We start from the raw sequence: 14880 nt of genomic DNA on the forward strand, positions 1-14880 counted from the left end.
TCCCGCTCTTCACACGTGCCGCCGCGTGGCGGGCGCGGTGAACGCCATGCTGCCCGCCGACGAGCTGCTCGTGGTGCACCACGACGACACGGTCAGCCGCTTCACCGACGTCACGTACACGCTGGGGCGGCACGGGCTGCGGGTACGCACCGCGGACGGGCGGGAGACGGAGTTCGCGCGGCACGAGGTGCTGACCACGTACGTGCGGCTCGCCCACCGGGCCCGCCGGCGCGACCAGGGCCTGGCCGCCTGACCGGCGCGCAGACGACGAACGGCCCGCCGGCAGGTGCCGGCGGGCCGCTGTCGTGGTACGGGTGGATCAGGTGCCGGGACGGCGCCCGAACACCTTCACGGTCGTGCCGATCTTGCCGATGCCGTAGAGCTTCTGGGCATCCGAGGGCAGCAGGTTGACGCAGCCGTGCGAGCCGCGCCACGTGTCGTGCAGGTACGTCGTGGTCTGGTGCAGGCCGATGCCACCCACGAACCGCTGCCAGTACGGCATCCAGACCTTGTACTTCTCCGAGTACTCCTTCGGCGCCCGCTGCCAGATGGCGAACGTGCCCGTCGGAGTGGCGAAGCCCTTCATGCCGGTGCGGGTGACGGTCGGCGTGGCGAACACCGCGCCGTCCTTCATCACCCACATGGTCTGGTGCGTCAGGTCGACGCAGACCGTCGTCTTGCTCTTGCTGGCCTTGCACGCCGCGGTGTCCGTGGCGGCGAGCCGCTGAGCCACCGCCCACGTGGTGGGGCCGGCGAGGCCGGCGGCCGGCTGGATGCCGAAGCGCTTCTGGAACTTCTTGATCGCCGCGCAGTCCGCGGGCGACTGCTTGCCGTCGACCGTGACCGCGCCGAAGCCGCCGATCTTCTTGATGGCGTCCTCGACCTGACGCTGGTACTTGCCGGTCGCGCACGAGGCCGCCGCCGCCTGGCGGACCACCACGGCGGCCGGAGTGGCTGCCGCCACCGGACCTGCCGCACCGGCCGCGCCGGGCGTCAGTGCGACGGCGCCGAGACCGCCGCCGACGGCCGCCGCCAGCGAGGCGGTGACCAGGCGTACGGAAACTCGCTGTTGCAAATCTTCCTCCCCGAACAGATGTGTGCCGACATAGAAGCACAAGGAGTCGATGGCGCAAGATGCTCCGGCCGACCGTGGCATGAAACCGTGACCTCGGCGCCTCCACCGCCCCTGACCAGCGAGCGGAACGCGCGCCGGCTACCTCGTGTACACGAGCCCGTCGGTGGTCACGGACGGGCGGCCCTTGGTGGCCTGCACCACGATCGCCACGGTGTGTTTGCCGCTGGGCACGTTGCGGGTCCACATCGCCTGCCGGTAGCTGGTCGCACCGGACTTGAGGTCGAGCGTGCCCACCTTCCTACCGTCCAGGTAGATGTCCACCTTGCCGGATTTGCTGGTACGGGCGAACACCAGCGCTGCGGACCGGCCGGTGAACGTCCACGTCACCTTCGCGTTGCGGGTGCTGCTGGTGAGTGCCTTGCCACCCAGGTACGAGCCGTTCGAGGCGGCGCCCCACTTTCCGGCCCGCTTGCCCCACGTCTCCGGGACCAGCACCGGCGTACGGGTGACCGCGCCGTTACCGGCGTTGCCGGCCACGTCCTTGGCGGTCATTCGCCACGCGGTGGCGGTGTTCGGCGTGGCCGTTGCCGCCCACGACGTGGTGGTGGGGCCGAACGTGCGCGCGGACGGCGCGGTGAGCGCCAGCGACGCGACCTGCACGTTGTCGGCGGCCCGGAACGTCAGCGTCACCGGCACGGACGTCGTCGACACCGTGCCGCCGCGCAGCACCACGTCGGGGTAGCCGGGGAACGTCGGCGCCGCGGAGTCCATCAGGACCGTCGAGGGCGCGGAGGTGGCGGTGGCGCCGTTGTCGCGCACCGCGCGGACCTGCACCTTGTGGCTGCCGGCCGGCACCGGGACGGACGCGGACCGCGCGTCGCCCGGTGCGGTGCCCGCCACCGCGCCGTCGACCAGCAGGTCGAACCGGGTGAGCACAGTGGACGGGGTGGCGACCGACCAGTTCAGGGTGGCCGGGCCGCGCACGTAGTAGGTGCCGCCGGAGAACACGGCGCCGCCCGGCGTGGCGGTCAGGCCGTACACCCCGGCGCCGGCCGCGGTGCGGATGTCGCCGAGCTGGGCGTACAGCGCGTCGCCGGGGCACTCCGTGGCGACGCCGTCGCGGTGCCCGGAGATCCGCGCGAACGTGACCACGGTGCCCTTCGGGAACTTGCCGTCCGAGACACCCTCGGTGAGCTGGGTGCTGGTGTTGGGGTCGAAGCCGTACATGCCCAGCTTGTACCCGGCCAGCTGCGCGACCGCGGACTTGGCCGCGTCGGTCACCGGGGCGTCGGTGTACGTGCCCAGCACCGCGATGCCGGCCGAGCCGGTGTTGAACCCGTACGTGTGGGCGCCGACGACGGCCTTGTCCACCCCGCCCTTGCGGCCCTCGAACAGGGTGCCGCACTTGTCGGCGAGGAAGTTGTAGCCGATGTCGTTCCAGCCCTGGCTCTGCACGTGGTAGGCCAGGATGCCGCGCACGATCGACGCGGAGTCGGCGCACTGGTAGTCGCCGGTCGCGGTGTGGTGCACGAAGACCACGCCGACGTTGGTGGCGTAGGTCGGGGTGTCCTTGACCAGCGACTCGTCGGCCTGCCAGGCGGCCCGGCTGACGTACGCCGGCATGCCGGTCGCGGGCACGTCCTTGGCCGCGATTCTCGGCGCCGCGGCGGGAGGAGCCGGCTTGACCGGCGCGGTCGTGGCCACCGCGGGCGCGGGTGAGGTGGTCTCCGGTGCCGTGCTCGCCGGCGCGGCGGGCGTGGACGCGGATGCGGACGGCACCGGGTCCGCGGAGGGTTCCTGCGTCGCGGACTGCTCGGGGGCCGGTGAACCGCCCGGGTCGACCTCGTCGCCGCCACCCTGGCCGCCGCTGCCGGTCCCCCGGGCGCTGCCACCCGCGGTCGGGTCGAGCAGTTCGAGCCGCAGGCCCGCCGGGAGGGCCCGGGAGGTGCCGCTCGCAGCGTCCACGACGCGGGCGGCCACGCCGTCGGCCGGGCCGACCCACAACGGCGCGGTGCCGCCGCGGTGGTGGCCGCGCTCGGCCGCCGTGTCCGGTCCGAGGCTGTCGTCGGCGTCCAGGGTCCGCCACGCCGACCACGCCCCGGTGGCGGCCGCACGCGTCCGGACCTGGACCGTGCCGGTGACCAGTGCGCTGGGATCGGTCCAGGTGATGCCGAGAAGGCTGAACGTCGCCGTGCGGCGTTCCGGGACCTGCAGCGTGTGCGCCTCGCGGCCGGCCGGGGCGATGTCGAGGGTGTGCCGGCGCACCTTCACCGGCGGACCCTTGCGCGCGGCCGCTTTGGCGGGCACCGCGGCGGGCCCGGCGGCGGCCTCCAACGCGGGGGTGGCGGCCTGCGGGGCGGACGACGCCCCGGGCCGGTTCAGCGCGACCGCGGCGGTGCCCACGGCCACGACTGCCGTGGAGACGATCACGCCGATGACCTGACGCCGGTTCACGCGCACCCCCATGCCTGCCGGCCGCGGGCGCGGCCGGATCGGCGTGAGGGTACCGGTTGGCTACCAGCGTCCGCGGACCGCTCCCGGAGGCTCCATCACGGACGATCCACCGCGACCTCGGACACATCGGCCTTCCGGTCAACGCGAATGGACCGAACAGACTAGGTGACCCAGCTCATGCCCCGAACCACCGGCGGCACGGCTCGACCCCGGCGGCGGTCACCTCCCGGCCGTGCCCCGCCGACCGCCACGCGTCCACGGTCAGCCGCAGGTGCTGCAGCTCGGCCCGGCCGGTCGTCTCCGCCACGAAGCCCCGGCCGTTGTCGCGGTAGCCGATGCGCCGGGACACCCCGAGCGACGCGGCGTTGGTCACCACCGCGGAACTCACCGCGGCCAGCGCGCCGAGATGGTCGAACGCGAGCCCCAGCACGGCCATCCGCATCGCCACCCCCAGCCCGCGTCCACGGGCGGACGGCACCAGCCAGGAGGCGGTGTCGACCGTACGCATGACCGCGAAGTCGTCGCCCTCCAGCGTCTGCACCCCCACCAGCGCCCCCGCGTGCCGCACCGCGAGGTGCAGCACCCACGACGACGGCGACCAGGTGCCCAGCGCCCGCCAGTAGCCCTGGCAGAACAGGCGGCGTTCGTTCTGCGCCGCGGACTGGTCGTCGAACAGCTCCAGCCGAGGGTCGTGCCCGACGTCGCTCGGCAGCGCGTCCGCGAGCTCGGGCAGGTCCTGTTCGCGGACCGGCTGGAGGGTGGCGGCCCGGCAGGTGAGCCGGATCCCGAACAGCGGCCAGTCCGGCATCGTCATGCTGGCGAGCATGGCGGCCGGGGCGGCCGCGCACCACCGGTTTGGGAAAGACGCGCGGGCCACGCCGGGGTTTCGATCGGCGTGGCCCGCGCGTCGGTGCGCCGCGGCGGCGTCGGTGCCGGGCGGCCGGTGTCGGGCGGCCGACCGGCCCGGCGCCGCCGCGGCGGTTCTACTCGGTGCCGAGCGCGGCGACCGGGCTGACCCGCGCCGCCCGCCGGGCGGGCAGCACTCCGGCCAGCGCGGTGAACAGCACCAGCACACCGAACACGGCCAGCAGTTGCAGCACCGGCAGACGCAGCGGCGCGTTCACGCCGAGCGCCTTGACCGCCAGCCATGCGTACGGCACGCCGAGCAGCAGGCCGAGCACCGCACCGATCACGCCGTACAGGCCGGACTCGGTGGTGAGCATGGTGCGCAGGCCGCCACGGGTCAGCCCGATCGCGCGCAGCAGCCCGGACTCGCGGGCCCGTTCGACCACGGACAGCGCGACCGTGGTGCCGACGCCGACGACCGCGATCAGTACGGTCAGCCCGATCAGCCCCAACGCGACGGCCAGTACCGCGTCGAGCGCCTGGTTCTCCTGGTCCCGCTGGTCCGCCAGGACGTTCAGCCCGAGCCCGGTCCGGTTGTCCATGAGCTGGCGCAGCGCCTGCTGCCCGGCCGTACGGCCGTCCTCGCCCGCCTGTGCCGCGTCGGCCAGCAGGCCGGACGCCTGGGCGGGGGCGCCGAGTTTGTCCATGTCGCTGCGGTTGAGCAGCACGCTGGAGCCCAGCGGGATGGATCCCGGCAGGATCGCCGCGACCGTGAGGCTCACCTTGTGCTTGCCCTTGCCGGTGCTCACGTCGACGCGGTCGCCGAGCTGCACGTGGGCTTCGTCGCGGGCCCAGCCCGACACCGCGATGCTCCCGGGACGCACGGCGGCCAGGGAACCCTCCGAGACGTCGATCTTGCTCAGCACCGGCAGTGCGGCGATGTCGAGGTCGTTCGCGTCGAACTGCGACGCCGCGGACCCGAGCTGCAGGTCGTTGAGCCGCCGGTACGTGGTGGTGTGCCGCAGTTGCGGGCTGGCGGCGGCCCGGCTGACCAGATCCGCGGGCAGGCTGGCGCCGTCGCCCGCGGTCAGTTCGAAGTCGGCCGGGGCGGACGAGGCGAGTTCGCGGTCGGCGAGCACCCGCACGGACGCCCCGCCGACCACCACCCCGGCGATGAGCGTGACCCCGAGCGCGACCACCACGGACACGGCCGCGGCGCGGCGGGTGGCGCCGCCGACCCCGCCGACCGCGAGCCGGCCGGTCGGGCCGAGGCGGCGAAGCGGCAGGCCGACCGCGGCCAGCACGGGCCGCATCAGCACCGGGCCCAGTGCGATCAGCGCGAAGAACGCGAGCGCACCGGAGAGCACGATGACCAGCAGCATCATGTCGGGCCGGTAGTCCTTGGTGTCGCGGCCGGGCAGGTGCGTGGCCACGTACGCGGCGGACAGCGCCGCCCCCGCGACCAGCAGCAGCCCGAACGCCCAGCGCAGCTTGCCGATGCCGTGCTTGCCCGCGGTGGTGCTCGCCGCCCGCAGCGCCTCCAGCGGCGCGACCCGGGCGGCCGAAGCCGCGGGTGCGATGACGGCCAGCAGCGTGACGAACACGGCCAGCGCGATCACGCCCAGCGCGGGCAGCACCGGCAGGCCGGGCCCGGCGACCGTGATGTCGAACAGCCGCAGGATCGGCGGCACCGCGTAGCCCAGCGCCAGCGCCCCGAGCACGCCGGTGACGCCCGCGGCCAGGCCGGTCAGCGCGCCTTCCGCGGCCAGTGCGCGGACCAGCGTGCCGCGTCCGGCGCCGACCGCGCGCAGCAGTGCGAGCTGGCGCATCCGCTGGGCGAACACGATCCGGAACGTGGACGCGGCGACGAGCCCGGCCGCGGCCACCGCGATGGCGATGAACATGGCCACGACGGCGAACAGCGCGTTCAGGTCCGAGGCGGCCGCCTGCGCCTCGGCGAGGCGCACGTCCGCTCCGGTGCGTACGTTGGGCGCCTGCTTGCCACCGGTCGCGGCGATGGCTGCCCGTACGGCGTCGGCGTCGGCGCCCGCGGCGAGCCGGACGTCGACCTTCTGGACGGTGTTTCCGCCGGTCAGCGTGGACACTTCGCTCGGCGGCGCGTACCCGGTCGAGCCGAAGTCGTCCGCGGTGCCGACCAGGCCGACGACGGTCAGGTTCACGGTCTTCTGCTTGTCGTCCGCGCCGTACACCTTCAGCCCGAGCTTGGTGCCGACGGGCAGACCCATGCGGCTGGCCGTGCGCGGGGTCACCGCGATCTCGTTCGGCGCGGCCGGGTACCGGCCCTGGGTGACGTGGACGACGGACAGGGCCCCGCTGCCGGGGTCGCCGACCAGGCTCAGGTACTGGCCGCCGATCTCGCCGCCGGTCTCGACCCGGCCGACCGCCTCGGCCACCCCCGGCACCGATTTGATCTTGGCGAGCTGGGCGGTGCTGATCGGAACGGCATTCTCCGTGTTCGGGGTGTCGACGACCAGGTCGACGGCAGCGGGGGTGCCGCTGAGGTTGTCCAGCGCGGTGCGCAGCGTGATCTGCTGGGCCAGCACGGTCGCGTACACCACGAACGACGCGACGAGCATGGCCAGGCCGGTGAGCAGCAGCCGGGCGGGTCGGCGGGCCACCCCGCCGAGCTGCGTACGCAGCACCGCCCTCATCGGGTGCCGCCCAGCGAGTGCAGCGCCTCGGCGACGCTGGCCCGGTCCGGCCGGTCGATCTCCCCGGCCACCCGGCCGTCGGCGAGCAGCACGACGCGGTCCGCGTACGCCGCGGCGGCCGGGTCGTGCGTGACCATGACGATGGTCTGCCCCAGCTCGCGGACCGAGTTGCGCAGGAACGCCAGCACCTCGGCGCCGGACCGGGAGTCCAGGTTGCCGGTCGGCTCGTCGGCGAACACCACCTCGGGCCGCGACACCAGCGCCCGGGCCAGCGCAACCCGCTGCTGCTGGCCACCGGACAGCTCGCTGGGCCGGTGCCCGAGGCGGGCCCCGATGCCCAGCACGTCGACGAGGTGCTGCAGCAGGCCCCGCTCGGCGCGGCGGCCCGCGAGATCGAGCGGCAGCGTGATGTTCTGTTCCGCGGTCAGTTGTGGCAGCAGGTTGAACGACTGGAAGACGAACCCGATCCGCTCGCGGCGCACCTTCGTGAGCACCCGGTCCGGCTGCGCGGTGAGGTCGGTGCCGCCGAGCAGCGCGCGCCCGGAGGTGGCGGTGTCCAGCCCGGCCAGGCAGTGCATCAGCGTGGACTTGCCGGAGCCGGACGGGCCCATGATGGCGGTGAACGCGGCCCGGGCGAAGCCCACGGTGACACCGTCGAGCGCCCGTACGGCGGTGTCGCCGCTGCCGTACACCTTCACCAGGTCGACGGCCGCGACCGCGGCGCTGGTGGTGTCCGCCGGCATCGACGCGGCGGCCGGGAACTGCGTTCTCATCGTGGAGTCCTCTTCGCTCGGGATCGGAAGCTGGGGAGCATCCTGTTCGACATGGATCAACATCCGCATCGGCCCGCAGCCGGGACCTGGGGCGATGCCGGGTCTGCCTTTCGGCCGATGAAGGGCCCGTCCGGCGCCAACTACGCTGGGTCACGATGTTGACGCAACAAAACCGGAACGTGCTGTTCCGCCTCGGCCAGCTCGCCCTGCTGGGCCTGATGGCGGTGCTCGGGCTGTTCGACATCAGCGCGGGCATGGCGGGCTCCGGTGACGTCGTCCTGCTGCAGATCCTGTCCGCGATGGCGACCGCCGCGGTGTGGCTGCCCCGGCACAAGCAGGGCTCGACGCGTCTGCCGAAAGTCGCAATGCTGGTCGCCGGGTTCTCGCTGCTGGTGACGTTCATGGTCGCGATCTCCGGCCCGACCCAGGGCAGCTTCGGCATCGCCGAGTCGCTGGGCCTGCTCGGCACCCTGTACGTGGTGAGCCGCCGCGGCGAGGCGCAGTGGGCGGTGGCCGCGGTGGTGGTCACGGTCGTCGCGGTCGGCCTGCTGCCGCTGCGCGGCGGGCTCAACGCCGAGTACGTCATCGCCGGGCTGATGCTGGCGCTGGTGTCGACCGCGGCGATCGGCGGCGGGGTGTACCTGCGCACGATCGAGTCCACCCGGCAGCGGGCGATGGACACCGTACGGGCGGAGCAGCGCGCCGAGTTCGCCCGGGACCTGCACGACTTCATCGCCCACCACGTGACCGGCATCGTGGTGCAGGCGCAGGGGGCCCGGTTCATCGCGGAGCAGGACCCGCAGCGGGTGCTGCTGGCGCTGGAACAGATCGAGCAGGCAGGCGCGGAGACCATGGCGTCGATGCGGCGGATGGTCGGCGTGCTGCGCGACCCGAACGCCAGCCCGGACGCCCCGCTGACACCGCTGGCCGGGGTGACGGAGCTGGGCCCGTTGCTGGAGCAGTTCAGCAGCTCCGGCGGCACCCTGGCGCGGCTGCACGTCGACGGGGACATCACCGGGCTGCCGGTCGAGGTGTCGACCTCGGCGTACCGGGTGGTGATGGAGGCGCTGACGAACATCCGCCAGCACGCGCGGGGGGCGCGGGTGGCGGACGTGTGGATCCGCCGTACCCCGGAATGGTTGCTGGTCCGGGTGGCCAACGACGGCGCAGCGCCGCGGCCCACGATGCCGCGGGAACGCCCGGGGTACGGTCTCGTGGGCCTGACCGAACGGGTCCGCGCGGTCGGCGGGCGCATCACCGCCGGGCCGGGCATCGACGGCGGCTGGGTGGTCGACGCGGCCCTGCCGGTGCTGCAGGAGGTGACGAAGTGATCCGGGTACTGATCGCCGACGACCAGGCCATGGTCCGCACGGGCTTCGGGATGATCATCGGGGCGCAACCCGACATGGAGGTGATCGGTGAGGCCGCCGACGGGGTCGAGGCGGTCGCGCTGGCCCGACGGCTCAAGCCGGACGTCGCCCTGTTCGACATCCGGATGCCGAAGATGGATGGCCTGGAAGCGCTGCGGCTGCTCGCCGGGCCCGGCGTCGCGGAGCCGGTCAAGGTGGTCGTCGTCACGACGTTCGACCTGGACGAGTACGTGCACACCGCGCTGCGCAACGGCGCATGCGGCTTCCTGCTGAAGGACTCCGGCCCCGCCCTGCTCGTGGAGGCGGTCCGCGCGGCGATCTCGGGCGACGCGCTGATCAGCCCGTCGATCACGGTACGGCTGCTGGAGCACCTGAGCCCGCCCACGCCCACCGGCGACGACGGCGGCCTGTCCCCGCGGGAACTGGACGTGGTGAAGCTCGCCGCGCGGGGCCTGACCAACGCGGAGATCGCCACCCAGCTGTTCATCTCGGTGGGCACGGTCAAGACGCACCTGGGCAGCGTCCAGACCAAGCTCGGCGCCCGGAACCGGGTGGAGATCGCGGCGTGGGTGTGGGAGCGCCGCCTGGTGGGCTGAGCCCGCTACAGCGTGATCCAGTACCGGCGGATCCGGCCCAACTCGGTGTCGCGCACGTCCTCCTGGACGCCGCCGTGGCGTTCGATGGTGCGCCGCGACGCCTCGTTGTCGACGTTGCAGGTGATCAGCACCCGGTCGAGGCCGAGCTGCTTGGCGTGCCGCAACACCTCGCCCAGCGCGAACGCGGCGAGCCCGCGGCGCCGGGCAGCGGGCCGGATCCCGTAGCCGATGTGGCCGCCGGCGCGCAGCAGGAAGTCGTTGAGCACGTGGCGCAGCGCGATCGCGCCGAGCACGGTGCCGTCCTCGACGATCCACCAGTACGTGCAGTGCACGCGGCCCGGTTCCTGCTCGACGGCCGGGTCGGCGGAACGGCACAGCCGGGCCACCCAGGCGGCGAAGCCGTCAGGCGAGTCGACGTCGTCGTCGGGGTGCAGGCCCGAGCCGTCCTGGTGGACCCCACGGCCCCAGTCGTCGCGCGCGTCGAGCCAGGCGCGGTGCAGCCGGGTGGTGGGCGTGATCAGCTCGGGCATGCGCCGACGCTAGCCGCGCCGCACACCCCCGGGCCAGCGGTTTCGGAAGCCGACCACGGGGCCGGCTACTCGAACCGGTCGGCGAGCTTGGTCAGCTTGGTGACGTACGCGGGCCAGTCGTATCCGCGCGGGATGTTGGAATCCTCCCGTTGCCAGCCGACCGCCCCGTCGTGCTGCTCGCGCATGATGTCCGCGTGCCCGGCGTGCCGGGCGAGGTCGCAGATCACGTGGACGATGATCCGCTGCAAGGTGACGGTCCGCTCCCCCGGCCGCCACCAGGGCACCTGCCCGGGCGCGTCGAGCGGCAGCTGTGCGATCGTCTGATCCGCGAACGCCCCGACCCGGCGATAGAGGTCGATCAGCCCGTCCTTCGTCTCACCCTCCGATGCGTACCAGTCCGCCTGCGGATCCTGTTCGTACGCCGACATGGGTACCAGTTCCCCCGGGGTCGGGAACTCGCGTCCGAAGGTGGGCCCGAAGTAGCCGGCTTCGACGTTGAGGCAGTGCTTGACGACTCCCAGCAGATTGTTGCCGGTGTCGGTGCGGGGCAGTCTGGCCTCGCGTTCGCTCAGCCCGTCGAGTTTCCAGATCAGATCGTCGCGCGTCGTGCGGAGATAGTGGTGCAGCGCAGTCTTCGGGTCACTCAGATCAGCCATGCCCGCCAGTCTTCCCCACGGGTACGACAGGGTCAGCTCTCCGGCGTGGCGTCGAGGCGGGCGAGGATGCGCCGCGCCATGTCGCCGAGCTGGTCCAGCTCGGCGTCGGTCAGGGCGTCGAGGATCAGCGTACGGACGATCTGCACGTGCCCGGGCGCGCTGGCCACGACCTTGTCCCACCCCGCGTCCGTGAGCACCGCGTTGGTGTAGCGGCCGTCCTCAGGGCAGGCCGCCCGGGTCACCCAGCCGCGGGTCTCCAGGCGCTTGACGACGTGCGACAGCCGCGACAGCGAGCCGTTGGCCAGGGCGGCCAGGGCACTCATGCGGCGGGTACGCCCCGGTGCCTCGGACAGGCTCGCCAGCACCAGGTACTCGAAGTGGCTCAGGCCGGAGTCGCGCTGCATCTGGGTGTCCAGTGCGGCGGGCAGGCGCAGCAGCAGGCCACCGATCGGCAGCCAGGAGCCGAGCTCGGCGGGGTCGAGCCAGCGCGGCGGGTCGGCGGGGGCGGCGCTCACGGCTCCCAGTGTAGGCCGGTCTTGAAGCTTCAAGTTCACCCGATCGGGTCACGCCGTGCCTGTCCGGCGCTCGATGCAGTCGGGCACGCCACGAGGTCACGCACGAGCGTCACGCCACGAGCTGCAGCATCTGGCGGATCTCCTCCTGGCGGGTCTGGGTGATGGTCGTCGCGAGATCCCGTGCGGGCGGATACCCGCCGCCCGCGGATTCCATCCGGCTCACCGCCACGCAGTTGTGCAGGTGGCCGACGAGTAGCGTCAGCGCGGTCCGGTCGAGGTCGGCGGGCCGGGCCGCGCGCAGTTCCGCGATGTCCGCGGGGCGCAAGGAATGCAGATCGCCGTGTCCGGCATGGGCCCCGTCGCTCGGGTCGGGGGTGATCGGCTGCTGCCAGCCGAGCAGCCAGCGCCGCATCGTCCCGGACTCGGCATCCCATTCGGTACGCAGCCGGGCGCCGAGCGCCCGCACCCGCGGGTCGGTGGCGCGCTGCTCGGCGATCTGCGCCACCTGCGTGCCCTGATCCGCGTACGCGAGACTCATCTGCAGGAACATGACGTCGGTCGCGTTGCCGGTGACGGTCCGCGGCGCAGGGGCGGCCGGGGCGGCCGGGCGGCACCCGCCGAGCGTGAGGGCGGCGAGCAGCACCACGAGCCCCCGGAATGCCGGGTGGGTCCACACCCGTGGTCGTGGACCCACCCGGGGGTTCAGATGAGTTCCCACAGCGCGGGCGCGTTCGGCGGTTCCCAGCCGGCCAGGGCGGTGTGCGCCTGCCGGCACCGGTACGACGCCCCGCCGTACGTGACGACCGCCCCGACCGCGTACGCGGTCCCGGCGGCCCAGGTGCCACCCGCCGGTGGCGTGGTCGTGGGCGGGGTCGTCGGTGAGCTGGTCGGCGGGGTCGTCGGCGGCGTGGTGGGCGGTGGCGTGGAGCCCCCGCCGATGTTCAGGTCCACACAGGAGTAGAAGGCGTTCGCCGTGTCGGCGATGTTCCACCGGGCGAGCAGGGTCTGGCGCCCGGTGAAGCCCTTCATGCTGACCGTGTGCGTCGTGGTGGCGCCGGGCTGCGCTCCCCCACCGTTGAACGAGGCCAGCAGGGTGGTGCCGATGAAGTACTCCCAGTTGGCGGTGGCGTGCCGGGCGGTGTAGACCCAGTTGAACGTGACGGTCTGCCCGACGGAGGCCGCGGGCCAGTTCTTGCTGTTGTCGTTGAGGACGGCGAAGCGGCTGCCGCCGCCATTGCACTGCATGGAGCCCTTGGGGGCTTCGACGCTCTGCGGTTCGTAGATGATGTCGCCGCAGTTGGCGACCGCGCCGCTGGCGCAGTTGGCCTGGCGGCTGGGCGGCGACGAGATGTATCCGTGCGCGGAGGCGGGCGCCACGGCGATGAAGAACGACGTGACGACCGTGCCGACGGTCAGCAGGGGTAGGGCGATCCGGCGTCTCATGGAGCACTCCTTGCGCGTCGGGGGACGGCTTCTGTGGGGTCGGCGGACCGGGCTGGGGACGGCCCGCCACAGCAAGGGGTTGGGGATGGTTCCGGAGCCGACCGGCCGATGTGGGGACACGCCGTCGACTGTCCGCTCAACATAAGTTAAAGAGTGTTAACAGTAAAGACACCTAATCAAGATTTTCAATATGAGGCCCCACCGCAGGATGAGGGGCATTTCTGGGCCACCCGCCGGGAGAGCGCGTTCACAATCTGGCCAGGGTCGACTACGTCGTCCGTGGCCAACATGTTCATCGACGAGGCCCTGAGATCCCACGAGCATCCCGGCGTGATCTTCCGACCCGGCCCGACCGGCCGTCGGCTCAGCTCACAGAACGGCGCTGCAGGAACTCGTACACGTCCTGGGCGTCGACGCCGGGGAACGTGCCCGGCGGCAGCGCGGCCAGCAGATGCGCGTGCACCCGCGCGCTGGGCCACGCGTGCCCGGCCCAGCGCTCCACCAGCTCCGCCGGGGGCCGCCGGCAGCAGCGCGGATCCGGGCAGGTCGAGACGGTACGCCGGGTGGTGTCGCCGCCGCGGAACCAGCGGGCGTGCTCGTACGGCGTCCCCACGGTCACGGAGAACTCCCCCGAGCGCGTCGATTCGATGTGCACCGTGCACCAGTACGTCCCGGACGCGGTGTCGGTGAACTGGTAGAACGACGAGTACGGGTCGTCGGCCTGGAACACCGTGCGCGACGCCCACTTGCGGCAGGCGTGCTGACCCTCGATCGCCCCGGTCACGTCCGACGGGAAGCGCACGTTGTCGTTCTCGTACGCCTTGTAGATGGTGCCGCTCTCGTGCACCCGGGTGAAGTGCACCGGGATGCCGAAGTGGTGGGTCACGAGGTTGGTGAACCGGTGCGCCGCGGTCTCGTACGACACCCCGAACGCGTCGCGGAAGTCGTCGATCGCGAGGGCCTTGTCGGCCTTGGCGGCGGCCAGGAAGTCGACCGCGAACTTCTCCGGCATCAGCAGCGCCGCGGCGAAGTAGTTCGCCTCGACCCGCTGGCGCAGGAAGTCGCCGAAGTCGGCGGGCTCGGGGTGGCCGAGCACGAAGTGCCCGAGTGTCTGCAGCACGACCGCGCGCGGGTCGTGGCCCTTGCCGCTGGCCACCTGCGGCAGGTAGATGCGCCGGTTGCGCAGGTCGGTGATGGAACGGGTGGAGCCGGGCAGGTCACTGACGTAGTTCAGGGTGAAGCCGAGCTGTTCCGCGATGTCCAGGATGCCGCGCTGCGACAGCGGCCCGGTGGTGTTCCGCACGGACTCCAGGACCCGGGCCGCGGCCTGCTCGATCTCGGGGAAGTAGTTGTCGCGCCGGCGCATGTCGGCGCGTAGCTGCTGGTTGGCGCGGCGGGCCACCTCGGGGGTGGCGCTCTGTTCGGTGAGCAGGCGGGTCAGCTCGCGGTGCAGGCCGATCAGCGATTCCAGGGCGTCCGCGGGCAGCCGCCGGCCGCCGCGCACCACGGGCAGGCCGAGCGCACCGTACGCGCTCTGGCGCTGGAAGTGGGCCAGCTCGATCTCCAGCCCGGCGCGGCGGCTGGGCGCCTCGGGGCGCAGCAGGTCCTGCACGCCCACCCCGAGCGCGGCGGCGATCGCCTGCAGCACGCTGAGCTTGGGTTCGCGTTTGCCGTTCTCGATGAGCGAGAGCTGTGACGGGGCACGGCCCACGGCGGCGCTGAGCTGATCGAGGGTCATGCCCTTGGCGCGGCGCAGGTGACGCAGGCGCTGGCCGAGTGTGACGAGATCAACTTGACCGTCCGGCGCAGGGGCCGCGGAGGCGTTGGTGAGAGGCGAAGCGGACACGCGTTTCACGGTAGCAGAATTTCTTCGCTTCTTCTCCTCACATCAGCCTTCTTCAGGGCTTGCGCGGTGCGCAACAGTCGAGTTCTTCCACCGATCAGCAGGAA

The 14880-nt window shown here is 72.7% G+C and carries 14 protein-coding genes; 3 read left to right on the forward strand and 11 right to left on the reverse strand.

Annotation, left to right across the window (positions count from 1 at the left end; translation table 11 throughout):
• Window positions 1–25 precede the first annotated feature (25 nt).
• The gene (locus ACMCNK_RS07275; protein WP_412735614.1) at window positions 26–253 is read left to right on the forward strand and encodes a hypothetical protein; all 228 of its coding nucleotides are present in this window, start codon (window positions 26–28) and stop codon (window positions 251–253) included.
• A gap of 66 nt (window positions 254–319) precedes the next feature.
• Here the strand turns inward: ACMCNK_RS07275 and ACMCNK_RS07280 are convergent, their stop codons facing one another.
• From ACMCNK_RS07280 to ACMCNK_RS07300, 5 genes are all read right to left on the reverse strand, one after another.
• Window positions 320–1075 carry a L,D-transpeptidase family protein gene (locus ACMCNK_RS07280; protein ID WP_412735615.1) on the reverse strand — a complete coding sequence of 252 codons (756 nt, stop codon included), beginning with the start codon at window positions 1073–1075 and terminating at the stop codon, window positions 320–322.
• A gap of 138 nt (window positions 1076–1213) precedes the next feature.
• On the reverse strand, window positions 1214–3529 hold the full coding sequence (locus ACMCNK_RS07285; RefSeq protein WP_412735616.1) for an N-acetylmuramoyl-L-alanine amidase: 2316 nt from the start codon (window positions 3527–3529) through the stop codon (window positions 1214–1216).
• Window positions 3530–3704: 175 nt separating this feature from the next.
• Window positions 3705–4343, reverse strand: coding sequence for a GNAT family N-acetyltransferase (locus ACMCNK_RS07290; RefSeq protein ID WP_412735617.1), 639 nt, complete (start codon window positions 4341–4343; stop codon window positions 3705–3707).
• Window positions 4344–4512: 169 nt separating this feature from the next.
• On the reverse strand, window positions 4513–7047 hold the full coding sequence (locus tag ACMCNK_RS07295) for an FtsX-like permease family protein (protein WP_412735618.1): 2535 nt from the start codon (window positions 7045–7047) through the stop codon (window positions 4513–4515).
• Entirely contained in the window at window positions 7044–7820 is a 777-nt protein-coding gene (locus ACMCNK_RS07300) for an ABC transporter ATP-binding protein (RefSeq protein ID WP_412735619.1), read from the reverse strand. The genes ACMCNK_RS07295 and ACMCNK_RS07300 overlap by 4 nt, the downstream gene beginning before the upstream one ends.
• A 155-nt stretch (window positions 7821–7975) precedes the next feature.
• On the opposite strand from ACMCNK_RS07300, the gene ACMCNK_RS07305 reads away from it, so the two are divergent.
• Together ACMCNK_RS07305 and ACMCNK_RS07310 are read left to right on the forward strand one after the other, a co-directional pair.
• Window positions 7976–9151 (forward strand): sensor histidine kinase, encoded by a 1176-nt coding sequence (locus tag ACMCNK_RS07305; RefSeq protein WP_412735620.1) that lies wholly within the window; start codon window positions 7976–7978, stop codon window positions 9149–9151.
• Entirely contained in the window at window positions 9148–9786 is a 639-nt protein-coding gene (locus ACMCNK_RS07310; RefSeq protein WP_412735621.1) for a response regulator, read from the forward strand. Before ACMCNK_RS07305 ends, ACMCNK_RS07310 begins: the two co-directional genes overlap by 4 nt.
• Before the next feature lie 5 nt (window positions 9787–9791).
• On the opposite strand, the gene ACMCNK_RS07315 is transcribed toward ACMCNK_RS07310, so the two are convergent.
• The 6 genes from ACMCNK_RS07315 to ACMCNK_RS07340 all read right to left on the reverse strand — a co-directional run bounded on the left by ACMCNK_RS07315 (window position 9792) and on the right by ACMCNK_RS07340 (window position 14776).
• A complete protein-coding gene (locus ACMCNK_RS07315) occupies window positions 9792–10316 on the reverse strand; it encodes a GNAT family N-acetyltransferase (protein ID WP_412735622.1) in 525 nt (174 codons plus the stop codon).
• 65 nt (window positions 10317–10381) lie between these two features.
• Window positions 10382–10972 (reverse strand): DinB family protein, encoded by a 591-nt coding sequence (locus ACMCNK_RS07320; protein WP_412735623.1) that lies wholly within the window; start codon window positions 10970–10972, stop codon window positions 10382–10384.
• Between the two features lie 32 nt (window positions 10973–11004).
• A complete protein-coding gene (locus ACMCNK_RS07325; RefSeq protein ID WP_412735624.1) occupies window positions 11005–11487 on the reverse strand; it encodes a MarR family winged helix-turn-helix transcriptional regulator in 483 nt (160 codons plus the stop codon).
• 109 nt (window positions 11488–11596) lie between these two features.
• Window positions 11597–12181 (reverse strand): DUF305 domain-containing protein, encoded by a 585-nt coding sequence (locus tag ACMCNK_RS07330; RefSeq protein WP_412735625.1) that lies wholly within the window; start codon window positions 12179–12181, stop codon window positions 11597–11599.
• 8 nt (window positions 12182–12189) lie between these two features.
• On the reverse strand, window positions 12190–12930 hold the full coding sequence (locus ACMCNK_RS07335; RefSeq protein ID WP_412735626.1) for a lytic polysaccharide monooxygenase: 741 nt from the start codon (window positions 12928–12930) through the stop codon (window positions 12190–12192).
• A gap of 364 nt (window positions 12931–13294) precedes the next feature.
• A complete protein-coding gene (locus ACMCNK_RS07340) occupies window positions 13295–14776 on the reverse strand; it encodes a helix-turn-helix domain-containing protein (protein WP_412735627.1) in 1482 nt (493 codons plus the stop codon).
• Window positions 14777–14880 lie beyond the last annotated feature (104 nt).

The sequence above is a fragment of the Krasilnikovia sp. MM14-A1259 genome, from assembly GCF_047159535.1.
Classification (GTDB): Bacteria; Actinomycetota; Actinomycetes; order Mycobacteriales; family Micromonosporaceae; genus Actinoplanes.